This window comes from Cedecea sp. P7760 (genome assembly GCF_013386425.1).
GTDB classification, from domain to species: domain Bacteria; phylum Pseudomonadota; class Gammaproteobacteria; order Enterobacterales; family Enterobacteriaceae; genus Cedecea; species Cedecea selenatireducens.
Genome location: NZ_JACARU010000050.1, coordinates 11462 through 33406 on the forward strand (window position 1 = coordinate 11462; position 21945 = coordinate 33406).

27 protein-coding genes are annotated in these 21945 nt (G+C 56.8%); 4 read left to right on the top strand and 23 right to left on the bottom strand.

From position 1 onward, the window contains the following. Positions 1-26: 26 nt before the first annotated feature. From HX778_RS16675 to HX778_RS16770, 20 genes are all read right to left on the bottom strand, one after another. A complete protein-coding gene (locus tag HX778_RS16675; RefSeq protein ID WP_176982583.1) occupies positions 27-1256 on the bottom strand; it encodes a beta-ketoacyl-ACP synthase in 1230 nt (409 codons plus the stop codon). Continuing rightward, a complete protein-coding gene (locus HX778_RS16680; RefSeq protein WP_176982584.1) occupies positions 1253-1984 on the bottom strand; it encodes a 3-ketoacyl-ACP reductase FabG2 in 732 nt (243 codons plus the stop codon). Before HX778_RS16680 ends, HX778_RS16675 begins: the two co-directional genes overlap by 4 nt. Continuing rightward, positions 1981-2457 carry a 3-hydroxy-fatty acyl-ACP dehydratase gene (locus HX778_RS16685; RefSeq protein ID WP_176982585.1) on the bottom strand — a complete coding sequence of 159 codons (477 nt, stop codon included), beginning with the start codon at positions 2455-2457 and terminating at the stop codon, positions 1981-1983. Before HX778_RS16685 ends, HX778_RS16680 begins: the two co-directional genes overlap by 4 nt. Continuing rightward, positions 2454-3623 (bottom strand): beta-ketoacyl-[acyl-carrier-protein] synthase family protein, encoded by a 1170-nt coding sequence (locus HX778_RS16690; protein ID WP_176982586.1) that lies wholly within the window; start codon positions 3621-3623, stop codon positions 2454-2456. Before HX778_RS16690 ends, HX778_RS16685 begins: the two co-directional genes overlap by 4 nt. 1 nt (position 3624) lies before the next feature. Continuing rightward, positions 3625-4209, bottom strand: a complete 585-nt coding sequence (locus HX778_RS16695; RefSeq protein WP_176982587.1) for a DUF3261 domain-containing protein — start codon at positions 4207-4209, stop codon at positions 3625-3627. Then, positions 4196-6529, bottom strand: coding sequence for an MMPL family transporter (locus HX778_RS16700; RefSeq protein ID WP_176982588.1), 2334 nt, complete (start codon positions 6527-6529; stop codon positions 4196-4198). The genes HX778_RS16695 and HX778_RS16700 overlap by 14 nt, the downstream gene beginning before the upstream one ends. Then, positions 6498-7103: an outer membrane lipoprotein carrier protein LolA gene (locus tag HX778_RS16705; RefSeq protein ID WP_038474804.1), complete on the bottom strand. Its 606-nt coding sequence runs from the start codon at positions 7101-7103 to the stop codon at positions 6498-6500. The genes HX778_RS16700 and HX778_RS16705 overlap by 32 nt, the downstream gene beginning before the upstream one ends. Further along, positions 7100-7522 (bottom strand): thioesterase family protein, encoded by a 423-nt coding sequence (locus HX778_RS16710; protein WP_038474802.1) that lies wholly within the window; start codon positions 7520-7522, stop codon positions 7100-7102. Before HX778_RS16710 ends, HX778_RS16705 begins: the two co-directional genes overlap by 4 nt. A gap of 3 nt (positions 7523-7525) precedes the next feature. Next, complete coding sequence (locus HX778_RS16715; RefSeq protein ID WP_176982589.1) at positions 7526-9217, bottom strand: glycosyltransferase; 1692 nt, start codon at positions 9215-9217, stop codon at positions 7526-7528. Then, complete coding sequence (locus HX778_RS16720; protein ID WP_038474798.1) at positions 9208-9561, bottom strand: hydroxymyristoyl-ACP dehydratase; 354 nt, start codon at positions 9559-9561, stop codon at positions 9208-9210. The genes HX778_RS16715 and HX778_RS16720 overlap by 10 nt, the downstream gene beginning before the upstream one ends. Further along, positions 9548-10909, bottom strand: coding sequence for an AMP-binding protein (locus HX778_RS16725; RefSeq protein WP_176982590.1), 1362 nt, complete (start codon positions 10907-10909; stop codon positions 9548-9550). The genes HX778_RS16720 and HX778_RS16725 overlap by 14 nt, the downstream gene beginning before the upstream one ends. Beyond that, complete coding sequence (locus tag HX778_RS16730) at positions 10906-11487, bottom strand: hypothetical protein (RefSeq protein WP_038474794.1); 582 nt, start codon at positions 11485-11487, stop codon at positions 10906-10908. The genes HX778_RS16725 and HX778_RS16730 overlap by 4 nt, the downstream gene beginning before the upstream one ends. A gap of 6 nt (positions 11488-11493) precedes the next feature. Next, positions 11494-11745, bottom strand: a complete 252-nt coding sequence (locus HX778_RS16735; protein WP_038474792.1) for an acyl carrier protein — start codon at positions 11743-11745, stop codon at positions 11494-11496. A gap of 12 nt (positions 11746-11757) precedes the next feature. Further along, positions 11758-12015: a phosphopantetheine-binding protein gene (locus HX778_RS16740; RefSeq protein WP_038474790.1), complete on the bottom strand. Its 258-nt coding sequence runs from the start codon at positions 12013-12015 to the stop codon at positions 11758-11760. Further along, positions 11996-12829, bottom strand: coding sequence for a 1-acyl-sn-glycerol-3-phosphate acyltransferase (locus HX778_RS16745; RefSeq protein ID WP_071842936.1), 834 nt, complete (start codon positions 12827-12829; stop codon positions 11996-11998). Before HX778_RS16745 ends, HX778_RS16740 begins: the two co-directional genes overlap by 20 nt. Continuing rightward, entirely contained in the window at positions 12808-13530 is a 723-nt protein-coding gene (locus HX778_RS16750; protein WP_176982591.1) for a beta-ketoacyl synthase chain length factor, read from the bottom strand. Before HX778_RS16750 ends, HX778_RS16745 begins: the two co-directional genes overlap by 22 nt. Positions 13531-13592: 62 nt before the next feature. Further along, positions 13593-14654: a methyltransferase gene (locus tag HX778_RS16755; RefSeq protein WP_176982592.1), complete on the bottom strand. Its 1062-nt coding sequence runs from the start codon at positions 14652-14654 to the stop codon at positions 13593-13595. 71 nt (positions 14655-14725) lie between these two features. Further along, the gene (locus HX778_RS16760; RefSeq protein WP_038474779.1) at positions 14726-15112 is read right to left on the bottom strand and encodes a lipoprotein; all 387 of its coding nucleotides are present in this window, start codon (positions 15110-15112) and stop codon (positions 14726-14728) included. A gap of 334 nt (positions 15113-15446) precedes the next feature. Further along, a complete protein-coding gene (gene rnk / locus HX778_RS16765) occupies positions 15447-15857 on the bottom strand; it encodes a nucleoside diphosphate kinase regulator (RefSeq protein ID WP_176982593.1) in 411 nt (136 codons plus the stop codon). 160 nt (positions 15858-16017) lie between these two features. Continuing rightward, positions 16018-17394: a GntP family permease gene (locus tag HX778_RS16770; protein ID WP_038474773.1), complete on the bottom strand. Its 1377-nt coding sequence runs from the start codon at positions 17392-17394 to the stop codon at positions 16018-16020. 496 nt (positions 17395-17890) lie between these two features. Here HX778_RS16770 and HX778_RS16775 point away from each other — a divergent pair, with 496 nt between their 5' ends. Continuing rightward, entirely contained in the window at positions 17891-18052 is a 162-nt protein-coding gene (locus HX778_RS16775; protein ID WP_167549831.1) for a hypothetical protein, read from the top strand. Positions 18053-18147: 95 nt separating this feature from the next. Here HX778_RS16775 and HX778_RS16780 read toward each other — a convergent pair whose 3' ends face one another. The 3 genes from HX778_RS16780 to dcuC form a co-directional block, all read right to left on the bottom strand. Then, on the bottom strand, positions 18148-18306 hold the full coding sequence (locus tag HX778_RS16780) for a hypothetical protein (protein ID WP_158399822.1): 159 nt from the start codon (positions 18304-18306) through the stop codon (positions 18148-18150). 93 nt (positions 18307-18399) lie between these two features. Further along, positions 18400-19203, bottom strand: a complete 804-nt coding sequence (rna, locus tag HX778_RS16785; protein WP_176982594.1) for a ribonuclease I — start codon at positions 19201-19203, stop codon at positions 18400-18402. Positions 19204-19293: 90 nt separating this feature from the next. Then, the gene (gene dcuC, locus HX778_RS16790) at positions 19294-20670 is read right to left on the bottom strand and encodes an anaerobic C4-dicarboxylate transporter DcuC (RefSeq protein ID WP_038474767.1); all 1377 of its coding nucleotides are present in this window, start codon (positions 20668-20670) and stop codon (positions 19294-19296) included. Between the two features lie 145 nt (positions 20671-20815). Between dcuC and HX778_RS16795 the strand changes: the two genes are divergently transcribed. The 3 genes from HX778_RS16795 to HX778_RS16805 all read left to right on the top strand — a co-directional run bounded on the left by HX778_RS16795 (position 20816) and on the right by HX778_RS16805 (position 21936). After that, positions 20816-20986: a hypothetical protein gene (locus HX778_RS16795; RefSeq protein WP_176982595.1), complete on the top strand. Its 171-nt coding sequence runs from the start codon at positions 20816-20818 to the stop codon at positions 20984-20986. 91 nt (positions 20987-21077) lie between these two features. Further along, on the top strand, positions 21078-21491 hold the full coding sequence (locus tag HX778_RS16800) for a DUF2946 domain-containing protein (RefSeq protein ID WP_326979644.1): 414 nt from the start codon (positions 21078-21080) through the stop codon (positions 21489-21491). 67 nt (positions 21492-21558) lie between these two features. Continuing rightward, positions 21559-21936 (top strand): copper-binding protein, encoded by a 378-nt coding sequence (locus HX778_RS16805; RefSeq protein ID WP_176982596.1) that lies wholly within the window; start codon positions 21559-21561, stop codon positions 21934-21936. Positions 21937-21945 lie beyond the last annotated feature (9 nt).

A 21945-nucleotide genomic window follows, 5' to 3' on the forward strand; every position in this document is an offset into this window, starting at 1 on the left:
GAGAGGGTTAGGGTGAGGGAAAAATATTAAGCCCAGCGCTTAATGATAATAGAGGTATTGATCCCCCCGAAGGCGAAGTTATTGCTCTGCAAATACTCGCAGTCAATCTGGCGTGCTTCACCCATGATGTAGTCCAGCGCGCCGCAGTGCTCGTCCGGTTTGCTCAGGTTGAGGGTAGGGGCGAACCAGCCTTCACGCATCATCTGCAGGCTCATCCAGGCCTCAAGCGCGCCGCAGGCACCCAGCGTGTGGCCGAAATAGCTTTTCAGCGAAGAAATCGGCACGTTGTCCCCATAGATTGCCGCCGTAGCCAGGCTCTCAGCAATATCGCCCCGGTCGGTCGCCGTGCCGTGAGCCGAGATATAACCCATATCCAGCGCGCTCAGCCCGGCCATTTTCAACGACTGTTCCATGCAGATTTGCATGGTTTCGCGCTGTGGCTGGGTGATGTGCGCGGCATCGCAGTTGGTGACAAAGCCGACGATTTCACCGTAGATGGTCGCGCCGCGTGCTTTCGCATGCTCCAGCTCTTCCAGAATCAGCGTACCCGCGCCTTCGCCGATCACCAGGCCGTCGCGCTGCTGGTCGAAAGGTGAAGGTGTGGTTTTGGGCCGATCGTTGCGCTGGCTGGTGGCAAACAGGGTATCGAATACCGCTGCCTCGGAAGGGCAAAGCTCTTCTGCCCCGCCGGCAACCATCACCGTCTGATAGCCGTGACGAATTGCTTCCCACGCGTAGCCAATGGCCTGGCTGCCGGAGGTACAGGCGCTGGAGGTCGGGATCACTCGCCCACGCAGGCCAAAGAACAGCCCGGTATTCACGGCGGTGGTATGCGGCATCATCTGCACATAGGTGGTGCCGGTAATATTATTGGTGTGTTTTTCCGTCAGCATGGTGGCGAACTCGCTCACCGGGCCGGTACTGCCCGTCGACGATCCGTAGGCGATCCCAGTTTCGCCGTTGGTCAGCACGGCTTCACCGATTAACCCCGCCTGCTCCAGCGCCAGCTCGGTCGCGCGGGTGGACATCAGCGAAACCCGGCCCATGGCGCGAATGCGCTTGCGGGTGTAGTGTTCCGGCAGCGTAAAGTTGTCGATCGGCGCGCCGAGCAACGTATGCAGCCCGTCGTAAACCTGCCACTCGGGCATTTTGCGTACCGCATTTTCGTACGCCAGCAGCCTGGCGGAGACGCTCTGCCAGTCTTCACCAAAGGCGGTAACGCCGCCCATGCCCGTAATTACGACACGACGTGTCATAGCATCCCTCCGTTGATGGAAATAACCTGTCGGGTCACGTAGCCCGCAATATCAGACAGTAAATAACTGGCCAGCCCGGCGACTTCCTCTGCCTGGCCGGTGCGCTTCATGGGGATTATAGCCATCGCCTCTTTCAGCGCGGCCTCTTCCATTTCGATCATGCCGGTATCGATAAGTCCCGGCGCGATGCAGTTGACGGTGATTTTACGTTTCGCCAGCTCAATGGCCAGCGCTTTAGTGGCACCGATAATGCCCGCTTTCGCCGCGCTGTAGTTGACCTGGCCACGGTTGCCCATCACGCCTGACACGGAAGATAGCGTGACGATTCGGCCACCTTTTCGCGCGGAGATCATCGGCATAATGCACGGCTGGATAACGTTATAGAAACTGTCCAGGTTGGTGTGGATAACCGAGTCCCAGTCTTCTTCACTGAGCGCAGGAAACGCCGCATCACGCGCGATACCCGCGTTATTCACCACGCCGTACCACGGGCCATGGGCCTCCATGTCCTGCTCCAGCACTTCGCGGCATTGCTCGCGGTTACCCACGTCAAAACAAAGCAGGCGTCCGGCTCCCCCGGCGGCGAGGATGTCGTCCAGGGTTTGCTGCGCCCCTGCGGCATCGCGATGGTAATGGACGCCGATAATAAACCCGTCGGCGGCAAGTTTGCGGGCAATGGCGCGGCCAATGCCTTTGCTGGCACCGGTAACCAGAACTGAACGGCTCATGCTGTAGATCCCTGATGAAAAAGCGTGGTTAATTCTTCTTTGGTGGGCTGGAAGGTGTTCACCCGGCCGGTTGCCAGCGTTTCCTCGCCCACGTTAATCGCGCATTCGAAGCTGCCGAAGCGCTCGTCCTGCATGAGTAGTTTGACCGTGACGATGAGTCTGGCATTGGCGGGCAGCAGGCCCGCCTGGCAGATGAGTTCACGCGCGCCTAACACCATGCCCAGGCTGATGCTGTCTTGCCCGCATTGTTTGCGGTGCCAGCCGGACCAGACACCGACGGTCTGCGCCATCAGCTCCAGCGCATACCAGCCCGGCAGGTTTCCCTGCGCATCAACAAACGGCCCCAGCACGCCGGTTTCAGTCACCGTGACTTCGCAGGCTGCGGCGTCATCCGTCACGCTGATAACCTTTTCAAGCAGCAGCATCGGCGCGTCATGCGGCAGGTATTCCGTGGGGGATAAGTAGTGGCTCATGGCATTCTCCCTAGCAGAATACTGGCGTTGTTTCCGCCAAAGGCGAAAGAGTTTGAGAGGATAACCGGGCGCTCAAGCGGCCTCGTGCTGTCAATAATGCCGCAGGGCGGCAGGGCCGGATCGCGTGGGGAACGGCTGAAATCCTGCGGAGGCAGGGGCAAATCACGCTGCAAAATCAGCATCGCAATGGCCGCTTCGGTAATGCCCGCCGCCCCTAAAGTATGTCCCGTCAGGTGCTTGGTGGAGCTGCAGGGGATCTCCTCGCCAAACAGCGTGTGCATGACTTTGGATTCAACCTGATCGTTGAGCTGCGTGGCGGTGCCGTGCAGGTTGACGTAGCCGACGTCGCCCGGCGCCATTCCCGCGTCGGCAAGCGCCTGTCGAATGGCGCGAATAGCCCCTTCACCTTCCGGATGTGGGGCCGAAATATGGTGGGCATCGCTGGACTCACCGACGCCAAGCAGCGCGATAGGCTGCGGCGCTTTGGTCAGCAGCATTAACGCGGCGCCTTCGCCAATCGTGATGCCGTGGCGATTCCTGGCAAAGGGTTCACACAGCTCGGCAGAGAGCGACTCAAGGCTGTGGAAGCCGTTAACCGGCATGCGGCTTAGCGTGTCGGCGCCGCCAACGATAGCCACATCGGCAAGCCCGGCCTCAATCAAACGGCGGCCGCTGATAATTGCCCTGGCGCTGGAGGAGCAGGCCGTAGAGAGCGTAAACGCCGGGCCGTCCAGCCCCAGCCAGTGGCTCAGGAAGCGGGAAGGATCGCCCAGCTCCTGCTGCGGGTATTGCCAGCTGTGGTTCTCTCTATCGTTAAGCGTTTGGTTGACGTAAATATCGCCTTCATCGAGCCCGGAGGTGCTGGTGCCGAGGACCACGGCCACGCGGTCGTGACCAAACTTCTCTATCGCTTCATCGACCTGCGGCTGAATTTGCGCCAGCGCGGCCAGCAGCAGCTGGTTGTTGCGGGAACGGTGGGCGGCGAAGGTCTCCGGAATGGCCGGTAGCTCGCCGTCAACGCCACCCAAAACGGCCTCTGCCTGCCCCTGCAGCCAGCCGCTGCGTGACCGCATACCGGGCGCGTAGCCCTGAGCCAGATTGGCGGCGATGTCATCGAGGTTATTGCCCAGCGCGTTTATCATCCCGACGGCGGAAATATAAATCATCTCAGTCACCCAGATATTGAATGGTGATGTGGTACTTAAAGACATGCTGCTGAATGCTTATCGGCTCGCGCTGGCCCTTACGCATCAGGTAGGTGATTTCGGTCACTAGCTTGCCGCTGGCATTGCGTAGCTCGCGCTTATCGCCTTTGTCGGTGAGCGTCCAGCCTTTCGGCAACTGCGGCTGCCAGGCGGAAATCGGCCAGTGGCTGAGCATAACGTCGGCCAGGACCTGGCTTGCCGGGGGCAGCTGCGGGACGACGATAGACTGCTCGGTATGCAACCCTTTCTCGTCGTAGGTGACAAGGAACAGGCGGATCCCTACCGAGGACAAACCGGCCAGCGTCAGCTTTTTATCGTCGGCGTTGAGCATCACCAAAAGCGATTGGGTTTTACCGTTAAAGCTGCCGGTTAGCAGCTGCTGCGAGTTCACCGTCGGAGAAATCCCCGGCGCCGGGAGCGTGACGCGGGCGCCAGGTTCCAGCCAGGCCTGTGGGCGACCTTGCTGGTCTTTTGGCGAGTGGCTACAGCCGGTCAGCACCAGCGTGGCGACAAGCGGCACGGCGTGCCAAAAGTTAAGCTTTATCATTTCTTCTTTTCCCTTTTTTAGCGGGCATAGCCAGCGGCGACAGCAGGAAGGCGGTAAAAATCCCGCTGACCAGTACGATGCCAAAACTGCTGATTGCCTGCGTGGCGCTAAAGACCAGCATGCCGAGCGTCAGTAAGGTGGTGACCATGGCCAGCGTGATGGCGAGCAGCGAGGTCAGCGGCGTGCCGCGCGGGTTGCTGAAAAACAGCGTGTAGTTAATGCCGATGCCGAGCACAAGGACCAGAGCCAGCAGCGAAAACAGGTTCACGGCGTGACCGCTCAGCGATAACACGGCCAGGCCGCAGCCCAGCGACAGAACGGATGGCACCAGGCTGATGATGCCTTTACGCCAGCCAAGACGGAGCATGGCCCCGCAGGCGATGACGGCTAATGCGACCAGCAGCAGGCCGGTCAGAATATGCCGGTAAAGCGCAAACAGTTCGTCGAAGGTGTCTTTCCGATCGACCCAGGCCACGCCCGGCTGTTGTGCCGCCAGTTCGCTCAAGGCTGCCGATTGCTTAACGCCATCAACCGGCACCAGCACGCCGCTTTCCCCTTTGTCCAGGGTTACCCACAGCAGGCGCCATCCTTCACTTGCCGGGCTTTTTAGCCAGTCGGCGACCGTAACTGACATGGGGCTAAGATCTGGCTTAACCACCTGTAGCCCGGCCTGCTGCAGAGCCAGCGCAACGGCTGGTGTAGCGCGCTGTAAAAGCGCTAAATCCTGCTGCTGACGAGCGAGCGAGTTGACGGGCAGGGTTCGATAACCGCTAATCAGGCCGCGACTTTTGGCCTGCTCCAGCGCAGGAGTAAACGCTTCAAGGCGTTCCAGCGTTTGCTGTGGCGTGCTGCCGTAGACCACAAACCATTTCTGGTCGACGCTTTGCCCGGTCAGCGCGGTAATGGTTTTCTCCTGAGCCAGCAGGTGCTGCGGCAGCGCCTGTAGCTGGGAGATATCGTCGTTGACTTTGAGCGTAGCGATACCGACGAGCGAGAAGAGCGCCAATGCAACCGGCAGCCCGACTGAGAGCTTTTTATTCCGACGCCAGGCCGCAAGCCAGCGCAGCAGCAGCACCATGGCCGGCACCGGGCGAACCGGCAGGCCACGGCAGAGCCACGGGTGCCAGAAAATGACCGTAAAGCAGGAGGCGCTTAGCCCCACGGCGGCGAAGACCGCCATCTGGCGAATGCCGGGGAACGGGGCGAGCATCATGATCAGATAGGCTGCGACGGTGGTGAGCAGCGCCAGAAGCAGCGCGTGACGCACTTTCGCCAGGCTTTGCCAGGGCGTGACTTCGCCGCCGTGCACCATGCGCTCCGTCAGGTAGTAAAGCGTATAGTCGGCGGAGATACCGATGATGCTCATGCTCATCACCAGCGTCATCAGGTGCAGTTCGCCGAAGATAAGCAGGGTGACAACGGTGCCCGCAAGCGCGCCAATAGCGATGGAAATGACGCACAGCAGAAGCGGGCGCAGGGAACGGAAGACCGCCACAATCAGCAGCACCACGCCGAGCAGGGTGGCGACGCCAAGCGTGGAGATGTCTTTCTTCGCCTGCTGGCTGGCGTAATCGCTGTAAAACACCGTGCCGCGAGAGAGGACCTGCGCCTGCGGATAACGCTCGCTCAGCTGCTGTTTAAGCGAGTCGAGCGTGGTGACCAGGCCGTGCGTTTGCTGCATGTCAAAGGAGGAGCCCGCCAGCTCACCGTGCAGCAAATACCAATAATTACCCTGCTCGTCCTGAGTGACCAGCCAGCCGTCCATCAGCCGGAGGCGTTGGCCGTTTTTGGCCATCGCCAGCTGTGAGCCGCGCATCAGCATCAGCGGATCGTTTTGCAGCTCTTTCCCGCTGACGCCGGAAAAAGCGGAATAAAGCTGGGAGAGGATCCACTGCGCCTGGGCATCACCGCCGTTTTGCAGGCGTGCCCGCGTGTCGGCGTCAAGCATGCCGTTGCGGTGTTGCCAGAAAAACGCGCCCCATTGCTGCTGGGCGGCGGCGTCCATCGGGCCTTTGACTTCGGCCAGCGCGTGCGAACCCTGGAGCAGACTGAGCCAGGCCTGTGCCACGCTCGGATCGGCTTTTTTACCCGGACTGACCAGCCAGACCAGCTGCTTGTCCAGGCGCTGCATAAAGCCGTCGTTCAGGGCTGGTGGAATTGCGCCCAGCGCCTGTTTTGGCAGCATGGCCAGCACGCTGCTGTTCATCCGTGAGCCGGGCAGCAGCGTAAGCAAAGCAGCCAGCATTATCAGGCAGACGATTCCCCACAGCACCGCGGGGGCTTTACGGTTACTGCGCGGCAAAGCGTTGGCGTTCGTCATCGGTGAGCTGAGCCGGAGTGAGTTTATGTTGAGAGAGCGCGATATCCGTGCGATCTCCCTGTTTATCATTGAGCTGGATGCTGTCCAGATACTGGCCGCCGGCCAGGTCGATGCTGGCGAAAATCTTGTCCAGCGGCGTGACGATCGGCGTCAGGCGCAGCGTCCAGCGGCCTTCGCCTTTGTCGACAAACGCCACGCGGAAGTTCTGCTCCAGCACTTTGCGGTCGGCCTGGAACAGCGCCCGCAGCAGGTGGTTAAACTGGAACATCTGCGGGTTATTTTCCGCGGTGATCGTCTGAGGCGGCTGGCCGTTAATGGCCTGAACCATGCGGGTATCGTCCAGCAGCAGCTTCATGGAGAAAGGGGTTGTCTGGTCCCACAGCAGGCCTTTATCTCTGGCAATCAGCATCTCGCCGGAGGATTTCAGCGGCTGTGGCAGATCTTTTATGGTACGCGTTTGCTCGAAGTGCGCGCGGACCACCGGCTGTTCGGTGAAGCGTTGTTGCAGGGCATCAAGCGTCAGGGCGTTGACGACGGGGCTGAGCAGCAGCGCCAGCACTGGCCAATATTTCATGGTTTGACTCCCATACGTTCAAATAAAATGTCCGGGCTGACGAAGCACAGTTCATGACTTTTTTCTTCAACCGCGACCTGAATGGTGTAGCCGCTGGTGGCGCGTTTTCCGGTTTCGGCATCGAAAATTTCATAGCCGATACGCAGGCGGTTTTCGTATTCCTCAATGCTTGCCCGAACGCGAATACGCTGCTCAAACGTCAGCGGATTACGGTACTTCACGCGGGTATCTACCACCGGCCATAAATAGCCGGACTCTTTCATCTGGCGGTAGCCGTAGTTGAACTGGTTCAGCAACGCCTCACGGGCAATTTCGAAGTAGCGAAAATAGTTGCCGTGCCAGGCGACGCCCATCATGTCGACGTCATGAAAAGGGATAGTCAGTTCGACTTCTGCGGTAAAACGGGGATCGTTATTCACCCTTTACTCCTTGTCTTTGACGTCCGGCAGTTGCCAGAAATCGAAAAAATTAAACCAGTCGAGCGGCGACCGCAGAGCGTGGTGTTCAAGGCGCTCTGCGTAGCGGTCGATGGTGCGTTGCAGTGCGGCCTGGCGCTCCGCGCGCGGCAGCAGCAGCGGGTCGGCAAAGGGCTCGCAGTGAATGCGAAGCTTGCCGTCCTCGCGCAGGGCAAAAATCAGCTCTACCGGGCAGCGCAGAATAGAAGCCAGGATAAACGGCCCCTGCGGGAACGGCGCGGGCTGGCCCATAAACTGACTCCAGCAGACGCGCCATTCGTTGCCGCGTTGAGGATTTACCGCCACGCGATCGCCGACAATGGCAATCCACTCGCCGCGATCCAGCTTCTCTTTGAGCAGCATGGCGGTATCGGGCCCGATGTCGGTGACCGGCATCAGGTTCAGCCCGGCCTGAGGCGCCATCTCCTGCATAATTTGCTTAAAGCGCTGGGCATTATCGTTAAACACCAGCGCATTGATGGTTTTACTGCCTTCCAACTGTGCCAGCGCGCGGCAGGCCTCGACGTCGCCCAAATGGGAGGCGAGCAGCAGCTTGCCCGTGGTGCCGCTGGCGTTGAGCGTTTGCTCCGCGCCGGGCGCGAACAGAACGTCACGGCCCAGCCGCAGTTCACCGCGCCAGCCGGCGATTTTATCCAGCATGGCGTCGCCAAAACGCAGGAAGTGGCGGAAGCTGGTCAGGTTGGCCGGTACTGGCATATTGCGGCCCGCAAGCTGCGTGCGTACGCGTGAAATCCAGCTTTGCGAGGCTTTACGTGCGCGGTGAGCGGTGAGCCAGTAAACGCCCACCACCGGATAAAGCAGCAGCGAAAATGCCCTTCGCCCCAACAGACGCCAGACCAGCAGCATCAGGCGCATTCCCCACAGGCCTTTAACCTCTTTCTGTTCTGCCCAGTGTTGTTTTTTACGGCGGAACAGCAGGGCAGGGATGCGCGGCAGCATGCCGAAGAACAGGCGGGTGTGCATCAGCGAGATGCGGCAGTTATCTTTCAGCGCGTCGAAGTGCGACAGGCCGTCCAGCGGATAGGTCACGCGAGTCGGCACGAAATAGCTGGTGATGCCCTGCCAGTAAAGGCGCACCATGACTTCGGTATCGAAGTCCATGCGTTTGCCCAGGGGAACCCGCCCGGCCAGCTGCAATGTAGGGGCGACCGGGTAAACCCGGAACCCGCACATGCTGTCTTTCAGCTGCAGCGACAGCGTTTCTATCCACACCCACACGTGGGTTACCCAGCGGCCATACAGGCGCGAGCGAGGAATGGAGTCGTCATAAATGGGTTGCCCGGAAATCAGCGCCTCCGGGTGCTGCTGCGCCAGCGCAAGCAGCTTCGGGATATCCTCCACGGCGTGCTGGCCGTCGGCATCCACCTGCACGGCGTGGCTATAGCCTTTTTCTGCGGCGGCCTTCAGCCCCTGAATGACGGCTTCGCCTTTTCCGGCATTCGACGGCAGGCGAATCAGCGTCAGGTTCGCGTGTTGGGCATCCAGTTGCTCAAGCACCCGGCGCGTAGTTTCATCGCTACCGTCGTCGACAACGATGCAGGCCAGGTCAAAGGGCGCAAGGCGCGTGAGAACGCCCGGCATCATGGCGCCGTGGTTATAGCAGGGGATAAGCACGCAGGGGCGGAAAGTCAGCGACATAGGCGAATCTTCCCGCTGCTGGCGGTATGGCGCTCCTCGCCGGCATGACGTTTGAAGCTAAAGCTTAAGATCTGCCTGTCTGCCTGCCATTCCAGCGCTAAGGTGACGGTGGTTTCCGGCAGCAGCGGAGCCTGGAACTTCACGTTCTGAATGCTGTGGAAACGGTAATCCGGCGCCAGGACCTCGCGGGCATACAGCATCACCCAGTCCAGCTGAGCAACGCCCGGCAGCAGAGCTTGTACGGCGAAATGGCCCTGGAACCAAAACAGGGAAGGGTCGAGATAAAGCACGACTTCCAGCCTGTCTGGCTGTGCCTGATGGCGCTCAATTTCATGAGGTTTCATGAAATAACTCCTGTAATTGCGCATAGACACGCTTGTTCATGTTATTGACCGGGATTTCGTCCACGACGCGCCAGTAGCGCGGCATAGCGACCGGTTCAAGCCACGGCTGAAGCGACCTTCGCCAGGCCATTTCCTGAGCCTTGCCGCTGCGCTGTAGCCAGCGCTGGCGTGCAGATTCATTGAGCACCAGCAGAACGCCAATCCCCTGACGCCCGCCGCGAGAAACCGGCAGCGCCGCCGCCTCGGAAATACCTTCCAGCTCCAGCAGACGCTGCTCAATTTCCGTCAGCGAAATACGTTTTTCTTCAATTTTCACCACGCGCCCGCGACGGCCCATCAGGCGAAATCTGCCGTCTTCCTCAATATGAAGGACGTCGTCAAGCAGCAGCCCTTCTTCGGCGGCAATCAGCGGCGAGCTGGCGCGGAAGGATTCACTTTCTGGAGTGATTTTTACGCCCGGGAACGGCAGCCAGGCAACGTCATCGTGCTCCCGGTAGCGCCACGCGAGCACGCCGGTTTCGGTGCTGCCATAAATCTCATCCGGCAAGACGCCCAGCCATTGCGCTGCCTGCGCCACGTCCTGCCAGGGCAGCAGGCCGCCCGCCGAGAGGATCGTTTTTACCGGCGGGGGAGAAAGCTGTAGATCCAGACGTTTCAAAAAGGCCGGGCTGCTGATAAACGCGTAGCGATGTTCATGGCTCAGCGCGGCAAGCTGTTCGGCGTAATAAAGCATGGCGGCATGAAGCGCCTGGCCTAACGTCATAGGCAAAAAGATGCGGAAGGTCAGCCCATAAAGATGCTGCGGCACGACCGAGGCGACTATCCTGCAGCCTTCCAGGCGTTCGGCAAAATGCGCCGTGAGCAGGGCGGCTTCCCGATCCAAGTGAGCAATGGATTTCACCACGCGTTTAGGCGTGCCGGTCGAGCCTGAGGTGAACAGCTCCACAAAGGCATCGGCAGCAACCTCGGGGAAAAAGACGGCTTCTTCTGCCGTTTGTTGCCCGGATCGCACAATACAAAGCGGCCCCTGCCAGGCAAGATCTTTGTCGCTCAATACGCCGTCGAACAGGCTGCGTTGCTCATTGAGCAGCGCAACCCGGCAGTGCCCTGGGATAACCGGCGTTCTCCCGGCGTGAAGCGTCGCCAGCAGCGCCACAAGAAACAGGTAGCTGTTTTCAAAGCACAGCGCCCAGCGCTGGCCGGGGCGATGGGCCATTTGCTGCATCAGCCGTGCGACGTCGTGGCGCAAATGCCCCAGCGTCCATTCCTGATTGCCAAGCCAGGCAATGAGCGTGGACGAAGAGCGTGGCGCGGTTAGCCACCCGGCCAGAGAAAGCGGTTGCTTCATTGAGATTCTCTTTTAATCACCCGGCGGCGGACCAGCCATTCTCCGGCCATTAACGTGCCCATCAGCAGATAGGCAATCATGCCGTTCCATGCCGTCCACAGCGTCATATCGCCGTACAGCGCGGTAAACAGCGCAATGCTGCCGTTAGCCACAAAAAACAGGCACCAGATCTGCGTGACGCGGCGGGTGTAACGCACCGCCGGTTCAGGAAGATCCGGTTCACGCAGGCGTGCCAGACGTTCGACAATCGGCATCGAGGACCACAGCGAACCGCCGAAGACGGCGAGCATGACGCTGTTCACCACCACCGGATAAAACAGCAGCAGCTGATGCGTTTTCAGCAGGTAGCTGGCCGCGCAGAGGATGATTCCGGCAACGGCAACAACCTGAGTGACGATTCGCAAAGGGCCCGCCTGTCGCCGGGTCTGGCGAAAGCGGAAAAACAGCAGCAGAGCCATGAGCGGCAGCAGCCAGTGCAGGCTGTTATGCGCCAGACCTAGCCAGATAATACCAGGCCAGGCCAGCAGTAGCAGACCGGTCAGCAGCTGTACACCCGGAAAAGCGCGAGCGCACCGCATAGCGCGTTACGCTTCTCGTATCAGACGTTCTACCGCATCGACCACATCTTGTATGGTGCGAACGGCCTTGAACTCTTCCGGTTTGATTTTTTTGCCGGTTTTTTTCTGCAGATGAACGATCATGTCGACAGCATCGATGCTGTCTAACTCCAGATCTTCATACAGGCGAGCCTCTGGCTTGATGTCCTGAGGATCGATTTCAAACAGCTTTACCAACAGCGCGGAGACTTCTTCATAGATAGCGTGTGGGTCGGTCATAACGGACTCTCCTCAGGCTCGTTGCGCGTGAATGAAAGATGCCAGCGTGGCAACGGAAAAGAAGTGCTGACGCATTTCTTCGCTTTCGGCAGAAAGCACCACGCCATACTGGTTTTTCACCGCCAGCCCCAGTTCCAGAGCATCGATAGAGTCCAGGCCTAAACCCTCGCCAAAAAGTGCGGCATCGGTGTCAATGTCGTCGCTCGACATTTCATCCAGATTGAGTGTGTTTATGATGAGATTTTTAATTTCAAGATAGAGCGCTTGCATCATTAATACCCGAAAGAGGTTTCGTCCCCTGTTGTAATTGAAGCAAAAGGTGCCGGTTTAACTGCCTTGCGGACAGCGCCGGTTCTTGTGAATTTGCCTGATGAAACTGGTCAATGCTTATCCGCTCGCGCACCCTGACGGTAAACAAGGGTTTCGCGGGGGGCACATTGTACCATTTGCTTTGCTTGTCCAGCAGGTTCTCACTGCAGTGGATCGTCGCAACGCGTAAGTCGCTGTTGCAGCGCACGGCGATGTTGGCCGCCCCGCGCTGAAGCGTCATTTTACCGCCGGGCTGCGTTCGCGTGCCCTCGGGAAAGATCAAAATTGTGTCACCTTGCTGTAGCCGCTGGCGGCTTGCCGGCAGCAGGGCATCGGCCTGGCTGTTCACCAGGTAGTCCGCTGCGCGAATAACGCCGCTGACAAACGGGTTTCTCAGCAGAGCATCTTTAACCAGGCAGTCGGTTTCTGGCATTACGGAGGCGAGCAGCACGTAGTCGATGAGCGTTGGGTGGTTGGCAACCACCAGGCATCCGCGCTCGGCTTGCAGAATGCTCTGGCCTTCGATGCGGTAGTCGAGCACCTTAATGGCTCTGGCAACCGTCAGGAAAAGGCGAAAGCTGGCGGCGATACTGCGGCGTGCAATGCGGCGACGCTTCGCATTATCCCGGATAAACACCAACAGTAAGTTAAACCAGACGGTAGAAAGCAGCAGGCCACCGAGGCCAAAAAGCGCAAAGCAGAAGCCCGTCATGACGAGCCGCCATAGCCAGTTTAGCCGTGCCGCAACGCCGCTCACGCGCGACTCCAGAGCCATGCAACGCGCTCGCCCTGCAGGATAAAGTCCGGGGTGTCATTTAAATAGTGCTGTAAAAACAGCAGGCTTTGCGGCAATGCGGGCTCGCCGGCGGCTTCGCTTTTTTGCGTGCTGCACCGCAGATTGTCTCCGGCCTCAATGACCAGCGCGACCGCATAGGGCCAGGTCGTCATTTCAGGCGCCAGTCGCGGGTGATAGAACGCCGGCAGCAGGCCGTCAAAATCGACCATCAGGACTTTTTTGTAACCCGCCTGTAAGAGGCAGATGACTTCACAAAGCCCCTGCTGGAAGGTGTCTTTACCTGCAGACAGCGACGCGGAGGTAATCGGCTTTTTGGCGGCAATCGTCAGGTTACCGACAGAGGAGTTATGCACCGAAAGCGCAAAATCCGTGGGGGAGAGCGGCTGCTCAGATGCCAGCGCCTGCAGGATCCTGTAGTTACGCTCCAGCTCTCCGTGACGGCTGGTATAGAGTACGGCATCAATCTCGTGGCGACGAAGCATGGCGAGGCCGCAGTCAACGGCCAGTTTGCTGCCTGAGCTCAGGCGGCGGGCCGTCATCATCGGAAGTTCGCTTAGCGCGCCCTGAGGTTGAGTCGGGTCAATAGCCTGCCCATGCTGCGACCAGTGCTGCCACTCTGCCGCGTTGCTGAGACCCGGCGCTTTCGCCTGCCAGTCAATAATGTTGAGTGCAAATTTCATCCGCGTGGTTCTGCGATCAATTCGAGCGTTATTCTAATCGCCAGCGCTGAACGTGCGCCGGGTCAGGAGGTTTTCTGGCATACCAGCAGGGTATGACCAACGCCTAAGTTGTCGTGGCGTTCCGACACCTGGAATCCGGCCATTTCCAGATAACGATAAAACTTCTCTACGCTGTAAAAACGACTGTTGCCGTTGGCCATGCAGGTAAAGTAAAGCGAAGAGGCGTTCAGGCTAAACGAAGCCGCTTCAAATTTTTGTGCGTCCCAAAACAGTTCCATCACGCAGAGCCTTGCGCCGGGTTTCATGACCCGAGCAACGTTGCTGAGGAGCTTAATGATTTGCTCCGGCGAGAAGCAGTCCAGGAACTGGCTCATCCACCAGATATCAGCCTCACCGGGCAGGGGGGAATCGCTCAGCATATCTACGCTGTGGAAATCAATACGCCCGGAAAGCCCAGCATTCTCTATATTTTCACGTGCGAGTGCAATTTGTTGTGGTAAATCCAGCAGCGTGACCGCCACTTCTGCATCATATTTACAGCAGCGTATTGCCCATTTTCCGGTATTCCCGCCAACGTCATAAAGCCGGGCAGGCTGGTGGGCAAAAACATGCGGTAAGGCTGCGTCAAAAGCCGCATCGGAATAGTAATGATCGAAGGCAAACCAGCTCTCTTTGGCGGAAGTCGGTAATTGCGAGAGCGCGGGGTAAATGGTCGGCCAGTCGCCAAACACTTTCAAGCCCGAGGGTTTACCCTCTTTTAACGCTTCTTCCAGGAAAAACAGTCCCTGATAACAAACGTCCTGGGTGAAATCCATATTCACACGCGTCATGGTGTCGTGCACCAGGAAATGGCCGATTTTCGCCAGGAAATAATGCGTATTTTGCCTGAAAATAATGCGTCCACTCAGGCCCATATCCAGTAAAACGCTGGCAGCGTATTCGTTAACGTTGCAGGATTCCGTTATTTCTTCGAGGGTTGCGCCCTGTTTCCCTTGCTTGTCGAGGTATGCGAGCACGCCGGCATTTCGTAGACAGAGCGCCGTTTGAAACAGCATGGGGGCAAAGGCAATTCGCTGGGCTTCCGTAATGGCATCCAATGCGCTAAGACTGTCCTGTTCGTACATGTGCTGCATTACCTGTCAACGTGATAATAAAAGAAGAAACGCCGAACCTTCAGATTCGGCGTTAAGCAAAATTACAGGCCGGAAGAGGCAAGGTTAACCTGGATATCTTTGTCCAGGTTACGAATCCAGCGGTTGTAGTTTTTATGAATTTTGCCGCCGGAGGCGCGCAGGTTCAGGCTATTTTCGTAATTAATAGAATAGCTGTTTGCGGTGTAGTTAATACGCACTTCTGCGGTGAATTCACGAGTCTGCTGGCGTGCTTTGATAACACCTGGGCTAACTTCGTTCATTATCCATTGACGCTGAATACCGGCTTTAAGAATGGCACTTTTAACCTGTGCTTCAGTGTGGCCAGCGCTCACGGTGGTTTGAATGTTCGCGATAGGCGCAGTACGCGCACAGCCTGCAAGAACGCCTAAAATCACAAACATACCGAATAACTTAGCAACCTTTTTCATAACGTCTCCATTTATATAAAACAATCGGAAAAATATCGGCATGGCCGCGTGCAACATTAATCGTTAATTCAAATTAATGGGCGGTAAAATAGAGGGAATACTGTCTTTATGATGGGGAAATAACCTGAAAGCGGGTGTTTTCGTTTTAGGTGAATACAACTCATCAACAAAGGGCAGCAATTTTGTCAATTTTTTTTACAAATGTAAATCTGTGCTTTTAATGCGAAATCTATAAATATTGGTAGTTGTTGATAGCAATTATAAGCTGATATGGGCGGCGGGAAGTTATGCTTTAAGGTAAATTCCCCTCCTTATATCAGAGGGGAAAACAGAATTAGCGGTGGAATTCACCGGCGGCTTCCGGCTGATATTGCAGCGCCAGCACTTCGAGATGGGTCTGGCCGCCGTTTGGCAACGTCCAGTTGATGGTATCACCCACCCGCAGGCCCAGCAGCGCGGCACCGACCGGCGCCATCACGGAAAGCTGATTGTCGCTGTCGGTCAGGTTGGCCGGGTAAACCAGCGTGCGAACGTGGACTTCCTGATTACTCAGGTCGCGGAACTCTACGCGGCTGTTCATGGAAACAACGTCCGGCGGCATCTTTTCCGGGCTGCACATCTCAGCGCGATCCAGTTCGGCGTTCAGCGCCTCTGCCAGCGGTGCTTTGGCGTACTGCGGCTGTTCCAGCAGGCGGTCAAGGCGTTCGGCGTCTAGTTCGTTAATGATGATGGCAGGTCTGGACATTTTTCTCTCCGTGTAAAAAACAGGGCACTCATGTGCTGAAATCGTACAAAGAAAAACCCTCACCGAAACCGGCGAGGGTTGTACATGTAATCCTGATGATACTGAGCTTAGCCTGCAGTTGAAAGCGAGATCGGTCACATTTTGCTTTTACCCGCAGCGCTTACAAAATCACGCTGCCCAATGCCGCCAGCAGGAAGGCGATGGTCCCGATCAGTGTTTCCATCACGGTCCAGGTTTTCAGCGTTGTTTTCTCATCCATTTCCAGGAAGCGGCCCACCAGCCAGAAGCCGGAGTCGTTCACGTGAGACAGCACGGTTGCGCCGCCCGCGATAGCGATAACGATAAAGCACAGGTCAAACTGGCTCAGGCCGGTTGTGGCTTCGACCATCGGTGAGACCAGCGCGGCGGTGGTGGTCAGCGCGACGGTGGCCGACCCCTGAGCGACGCGAAGCGCGGTTGAGATAACGAATGCGGCCACAATAACCGGCATGCCGGTGTCTGAGAGCACGCCGGCCAGCGCATCGCCGATGCCGCTTGCACGCAGTACGCCGCCGAACATACCGCCCGCGCCGGTAACCAGAATAATGCCGCAGATCGGGCCGAGGGCGCCGTCACAGACTTTTTCCAGGTGCTGACGGCCGTGCTTGCCGCTGAAGACCATCAGCGCAAAGAACACGGTGATCAGCAGCGCAATAGGCGTCTTGCCCAGCATGCGTAAGAAGTTAACCAGCGTGTTGTCCGCGCTGACCCAGCCGAGCACCGTGGCGGTATTGAGGCCGGTATCCAGGAAGATAAGCCCCAGCGGCAGCAGTAAAATTGTCATCACCATGCCGAAAGACGGCGGCTGATGATTCTCGTCTGCCTCAATTTTGCCCAGGAAGGAGCTCGGCAGCGGAATGTCGAATTTCTTCCCGGCATACAGCCCGAAGAGATAGGCCCCGATATACCAGGTCGGGATGGCGATAATCAGCCCCACGACGACCAGCAGCCCGATGTTGGCACCCAGCAGTTCACTGGCGGCAACCGGGCCAGGATGGGGAGGCAGGAGCGCATGCATCACGGCAAAGGCACCGGCCGCCGGGAGCGCATATTTCAGGGTTGAGCCGCCAAACTGCTTCGCCACGCTGAAAATAATCGGCAGCATCACCACCAGGCCTGCGTCGAAGAAGATAGGGAAGCCGAACAGCAGGGACGCGACGCCAAGCGCGAAAGGCGCCCGGTGCGAACCGAACGTGCCCACCAGGGTATCGGCCAGCACTTTCGCCCCGCCGGAGATTTCCAGCAGGCGGCCGATCATGGCCCCAAGCCCAACCAGTAAGGCGACTCCCGCCAGGGTGCTGCCAAAGCCGCCCAGAATCGTCGGCACGATTTTATCGAAAGGAACGCCGGTGACCAGCGCCACTGCGACGCTAACCAGGGTTAGCGCCAGGAAGGCATGCACGCGAAAGCGCATGATCAAAACGAGCAGGAGCACGACGGAGCAGGCTGCAATGCCCAACAGGGTTCCTGCGCCTAAACTTGTTGTTATTTCGGTCATTTTATTTCCCCAAGGCCGAATTTTTGGATGAATGCACCAGAGGCGTGCCTTCAGGTGGTGCTGATACCGGTAACATGATATCGGTAACATTGGGGCGGCTGTAAACGAACTCCGTCATGTTCGTTTACATTTTGGGATGAAGTTCAAACAATCAAAATAATCAGAGTGAAAGGTGAGCGCGGGAATTGTTTGGTCAGAAAAAATCTGACATGCACCCGTGTCGGGTTTGGCTCGCAGGCAGAGGATATGGGGGATAGAATTTACCCCAGGGGATATCCAGTTGTCGGCAGACAGTAGAACGACTGTGTTTTTATTATGTTTTTCTGGCAGTAATCCTTTATGGGTAATTTATTTCAACGGGGCGGAAAATTCTTGTGTTTATTTTCACGCTGGCTAAAATCCACGCCCGTTGAATATCATTGGGAAATGCAGTTTCTTTGTGTTTTTAATCTAGTTTGTTGATATTGTCAGTATTAATTTCATCATGGATGGTTCTATGCTTAAAGCGGTTTTTTTCTCTACGGCGCTACTGCTAACCGGCTGTACGGCCTCGGATTTTATCAGCGCGACGGGTGAAATATTAAATGCCAAAGACTCGCATGATAAAAATATGAGAAATGAAAGAATTAAGGCTGCTAATAAAGCCGCAGGTTATTAATTCAGGCTTTCAGTTCGGTAATTCCGTAGCCGAAGAGATGTATTTTCGAATTATCGAACGAGCGGGCCAGCGATTTATTCGCTGGCCCGGTGATTTTAACGAACATGGTGTTCTGCAATCGGCAGCAGAAGCTCTTTGAGGATCTCGTAGCGCTGCTGTGGCGAGAGCCAGATGCATCCCAGCAGTTTTTGCTTTTTACCTTCCTGCTCAAACTGCGCTTTTAACTGCAGTAAATACCGTTTTGTTCTGCTCATGGTGACCTCCAGTTCCGATACCTGAAGGCTATAACCAAAAAACCTGAACAAATAGTGATGCGATTAATTTTTGACTTCAGTATTTATCTTTGCTCAGTAGCCAACCGCATCCAGGCGGAAGCTTTTCCCGCAGTTACCGGGATGTTTTTGCGGTGCAAACGAGGCGCTTTGCAGCGGCTGGTTGATCTTATCTGCCAGCAGTGAGATCTGCATTTCCGTGAGAAAGGCCGGATTGCCGTCGCAGGTTAGCTTGAAGGCCTCGACGGCGTCGCTGCCCCAGGTGTTCTTCACGGCTTTGTTGAACGCCTTACGCGTTACCACCTGGCCGTAGTTCTGGGCAAGAAATTTACCAAACTCGCTCTGCTTCACTTCGCCGTTAAGCCGTACCATCGTGCCGAAGTAATCGTCCGGGTTAAAACCAAAGCAAACGCCATGTTTGGCGTATTCGTAGCGCTCAAGGCAGGACTGGCCTCCAGCGCCGGGCATCACACCCGCCAGTTTTGACGCCATTTCAACGGAAAGCCCGGTATCCGGCGCAGCGCATTTGTTTGAGGCTCTGGCTTCGGCCATATTCGGGATGGGGCGAGTCGCACAGCCGTAACGCATCCAGCGTTTTTCATCCACGCCGCGCGAGGAGATGGACTTGGGTAACCCTGGCCACAGGCCATGAACGGTAAGGTATGCGCTTTTATCCGCCTGTTCCTGCTGAGCTTTACACTCGGCGGGCTCGTTGCGGTTGCGATCGTGCATGCTCTGGCAGAAGCCGGTTTGCCAGGAAAGCGCCAGCACGTAACGGTTAAAATCCCCGTACTGGCTGGGCTGCAGCGAGTCGGCGAAAGCGAGCGGGCTGAGGAAAAGCGGGGCGCAAAGCAGTAAATGACGCGGGGTGAAATTCATCGTTATTCTCTTATCTGTCCTGGAGGCGGGCTTATTATAGGCATAAAAAAAGCGCCTTACGCAGGCGCTTTTAGCGAAGGCGAGCGCCTTTTAGTGAACGATCGCCGCAGCAGGAACCAGAATCTCCGTGGCGATAATCACCACGATGAGGCCGACGGCAACCGGAACAGATGTGCGTTTTACCACCTCAAAAGGTGAGATTTTTGCCATCCCTGCGACGGCAACCACGACGCCGGACACCGGGGAAATGGTGCGCCCAAGGTTGGAGGCCTGCAGCATCGGAATGGTCAGGTAAGCCGGATTAATGCCGGAAGAGTGGGCCAGTTTCGGGATCATTTCAACGAAGGCGTAGAACGGTGCGTTACCGGAGCCGGTGGTCATGGCCGCCAGCATGGTCAGCACGACCAGCACCAGCATCAAAATAATACTCGCCGAGCCAAACGAGGTGGCAATTGAGATCAGGCTTTGAATAAAGCCGATGGTGCTCAGCCCCTGGGCAAATACGCCGGCGGCAACCAACAGCATCACCACGTTGGCGAAAGCATCCGCCATGCCGCGGTAGCACACTTCCATACCGGAGAAGACGTGCTGGGTATTGAAGCTGCGGAAAAACTCAATCAGGGCGGCAATCAGAATACAAATCACCAGGATGGTAATGATATGCAGCTGCGGGCCCCATTTGCCGTCGAAAATCAGCACGCCGATGATCGGCGTAAACGGCAGCAGGGCGTAGAAAGAGGGCGCGGTGGTCTGAATTTCAGTCACGTCCAGCATTTCGTGGGTGATGTGCTCTTTTTTATCGAGATAGCGCTGCCAGAAGAAGTGCGCAATCGCCATGCTGATGATGGCCGCAATGGAGATAGGAATCGTTGTTTTAAACGCGAAATCGACCAGCGACATTTCTGAAGCCTGCGCCGCCAGCACGACGTCGCCGGAGGTCGGGGCCAGAATAATGGCCGCCGGAGAGGCACAGATGGCCGCCGCAGCGCCGCGGCTGATGCCGACGTTGACCATGACCGGGAACAGCGTTGCCATTAACAGTACGCCAAGGCCGGTTGCGGATGAGACCGCCAGCGACATCAGGCAGGCGACGAAGTAGGCGGCAATCATCAGTAAATAAGGCGAGTTGATGAACTTCAGGGGCTTAGACGCCAGCTTGACCACCACATCGTTGGCGCCGATGTGGGTCATGTAGGCGGCAAAACCGCAGAGCATCATGATCATCATGCCGAGGTCGCCGCCGCGGCTCATCAGCAGGATTTTGACGTATTCAAAAATGTCCGTAGCGGTGTAGCCGGTGCCTTCTGCGCTGGCTGGCAACACTTTATGCCCCATCAGCGCGCTGGCGATAAGCAGCAATAAGCCGCCGACAAACAGTACGCCGGTGGCCGAGTAGCCTTTGATGATGTAGCGGGCGACGCCCACAATCACCACCACTCCAATAATCAGTTCCAGAATTGTAAGCATGATATCCCCAGGTGCGTTAAGGCGCTCTTCGGCGTCCTTACGCTTGCCGCTAAAAAAGGTTTTCTTTCAGAAAATTAAAAAGTGTTTTTTTACAGCCGACTGTAAAGGGCTAAGAATTTGCCTCAGAACCCGTTTAGAGTTTCTGATGAACATCAATTTTGATTGCAACGGATCAACTTTAGATAAAGGTTTTGCAGGCTGCATTACGTTTATTGAAGGTGATGATGAAAAAGAGAGAATAAAAGTTGCACGAAAATTGTGGGTAAAACCGGCAATTCGTTGCGCGGAAGTAATAATTATTTTGCTGATTTGTTAGTGATGGAGTTTTTCGTAAAGCATTTAAAAAACGCTTTAAAACGCGATGTACTGCTGCTTATACTGCCGGTCACTTTCATGTCGGGGTTTTTATGCTGCACACCTCCCTCTGGTCGACAGGCCGCTGGCGCTTTATCAGAAAGCATCTTTTGATGCTGCTGTTGGCGTTGGGCTGGTTTTTTGTCAACAGTCAGGTGGCGATAGCCTCTTACGATTGTCCGGTGGATATGACCGCTGGCCCAATGGTAGCCCAACATGAAGGTTCGATGCAGATGCCTGATAAGGCGATGCAGGCGAAACTCAGCAATCCGCTGTGCGAAAAGCACTGTGTGCCTGATGCGATGCAAAAAGACAACGGGCACAGTTCCCCGGTGGCTTTACCGGTTACCGACTCGCTCGCGCTAATTGCGCCTCAGTGCTCAACGGCCGTTGAATCCACGCCTTACGCTACACCTCCAGCAACAGGACCCCCGGCAACCATTCGTTTTTGCCGTTTTAGAGAATAACTCCAGCACCGTCAATGCTTTGGGGCTTAGCCCTGTTTCCCTTTGACCGTGTTTTTGGAGATAAATTATGTTTAACGCTATTCGTTCTGCTGCGGCCTGTGCGCTGCTTGTTGTTGCCGCTTTCCCTGCTTTTTCCGCTGAAACTTCTCACGATATGTCCTCCATGAAGGGGATGTCCGATATGCCAGGCATGTCGATGTCTTCTGATGCCGTCCCTTCTGCTCAGGTCTACAAAACCGAAGGCGTAGTGAAGAAAATCACCGCCGATACGGTCTCTATTGCCCATCACCCCGTCGCCGGGCTTGGCTGGCCAGCCATGACCATGACGTTCGCTTTGCCGAAAGACGGTTCGCTGCCTGCGTTAGCCTTGGGGGAGAAGATTGCTTTCTCTTTCGCCCGGCATGCAGCCGGGTATCAGCTGGTTTCCGTAACCCCGCTTAAATAACCGAGGTTG

Excerpts from the sequence above, each read along its gene's own strand:
- HX778_RS16755 (WP_176982592.1), bottom strand. The coding sequence starts at position 14,654 with ATGTACGAACAGGACAGTCTTAGCGCATTGGATGCCATTACGGAAGCC.
- HX778_RS16740 (WP_038474790.1), bottom strand. The coding sequence starts at position 12,015 with ATGCAAGCGCTCTATCTTGAAATTAAAAATCTCATCATAAACACACTC.
- HX778_RS16795 (WP_176982595.1), top strand. The coding sequence starts at position 20,816 with ATGAACATCAATTTTGATTGCAACGGATCAACTTTAGATAAAGGTTTT.
- HX778_RS16725 (WP_176982590.1), bottom strand. The coding sequence starts at position 10,909 with ATGAAGCAACCGCTTTCTCTGGCCGGGTGGCTAACCGCGCCACGCTCT.
- HX778_RS16715 (WP_176982589.1), bottom strand. The coding sequence starts at position 9,217 with ATGTCGCTGACTTTCCGCCCCTGCGTGCTTATCCCCTGCTATAACCAC.
- rnk (WP_176982593.1), bottom strand. The coding sequence starts at position 15,857 with ATGTCCAGACCTGCCATCATCATTAACGAACTAGACGCCGAACGCCTT.
- dcuC (WP_038474767.1), bottom strand. The coding sequence starts at position 20,670 with ATGCTTACAATTCTGGAACTGATTATTGGAGTGGTGGTGATTGTGGGC.
- HX778_RS16775 (WP_167549831.1), top strand. The coding sequence starts at position 17,891 with ATGCTTAAAGCGGTTTTTTTCTCTACGGCGCTACTGCTAACCGGCTGT.
- HX778_RS16750 (WP_176982591.1), bottom strand. The coding sequence starts at position 13,530 with ATGAAATTTGCACTCAACATTATTGACTGGCAGGCGAAAGCGCCGGGT.
- HX778_RS16680 (WP_176982584.1), bottom strand. The coding sequence starts at position 1,984 with ATGAGCCGTTCAGTTCTGGTTACCGGTGCCAGCAAAGGCATTGGCCGC.
- HX778_RS16735 (WP_038474792.1), bottom strand. The coding sequence starts at position 11,745 with ATGACCGACCCACACGCTATCTATGAAGAAGTCTCCGCGCTGTTGGTA.
- HX778_RS16700 (WP_176982588.1), bottom strand. The coding sequence starts at position 6,529 with ATGACGAACGCCAACGCTTTGCCGCGCAGTAACCGTAAAGCCCCCGCG.
- HX778_RS16805 (WP_176982596.1), top strand. The coding sequence starts at position 21,559 with ATGTTTAACGCTATTCGTTCTGCTGCGGCCTGTGCGCTGCTTGTTGTT.
- HX778_RS16675 (WP_176982583.1), bottom strand. The coding sequence starts at position 1,256 with ATGACACGTCGTGTCGTAATTACGGGCATGGGCGGCGTTACCGCCTTT.
- HX778_RS16720 (WP_038474798.1), bottom strand. The coding sequence starts at position 9,561 with ATGAAACCTCATGAAATTGAGCGCCATCAGGCACAGCCAGACAGGCTG.
- HX778_RS16730 (WP_038474794.1), bottom strand. The coding sequence starts at position 11,487 with ATGCGGTGCGCTCGCGCTTTTCCGGGTGTACAGCTGCTGACCGGTCTG.
- HX778_RS16705 (WP_038474804.1), bottom strand. The coding sequence starts at position 7,103 with ATGAAATATTGGCCAGTGCTGGCGCTGCTGCTCAGCCCCGTCGTCAAC.
- HX778_RS16690 (WP_176982586.1), bottom strand. The coding sequence starts at position 3,623 with ATGATTTATATTTCCGCCGTCGGGATGATAAACGCGCTGGGCAATAAC.
- rna (WP_176982594.1), bottom strand. The coding sequence starts at position 19,203 with ATGAATTTCACCCCGCGTCATTTACTGCTTTGCGCCCCGCTTTTCCTC.
- HX778_RS16770 (WP_038474773.1), bottom strand. The coding sequence starts at position 17,394 with ATGACCGAAATAACAACAAGTTTAGGCGCAGGAACCCTGTTGGGCATT.
- HX778_RS16745 (WP_071842936.1), bottom strand. The coding sequence starts at position 12,829 with ATGGCTCTGGAGTCGCGCGTGAGCGGCGTTGCGGCACGGCTAAACTGG.
- HX778_RS16780 (WP_158399822.1), bottom strand. The coding sequence starts at position 18,306 with ATGAGCAGAACAAAACGGTATTTACTGCAGTTAAAAGCGCAGTTTGAG.
- HX778_RS16760 (WP_038474779.1), bottom strand. The coding sequence starts at position 15,112 with ATGAAAAAGGTTGCTAAGTTATTCGGTATGTTTGTGATTTTAGGCGTT.
- HX778_RS16800 (WP_326979644.1), top strand. The coding sequence starts at position 21,078 with ATGCTGCACACCTCCCTCTGGTCGACAGGCCGCTGGCGCTTTATCAGA.
- HX778_RS16685 (WP_176982585.1), bottom strand. The coding sequence starts at position 2,457 with ATGAGCCACTACTTATCCCCCACGGAATACCTGCCGCATGACGCGCCG.
- HX778_RS16695 (WP_176982587.1), bottom strand. The coding sequence starts at position 4,209 with ATGATAAAGCTTAACTTTTGGCACGCCGTGCCGCTTGTCGCCACGCTG.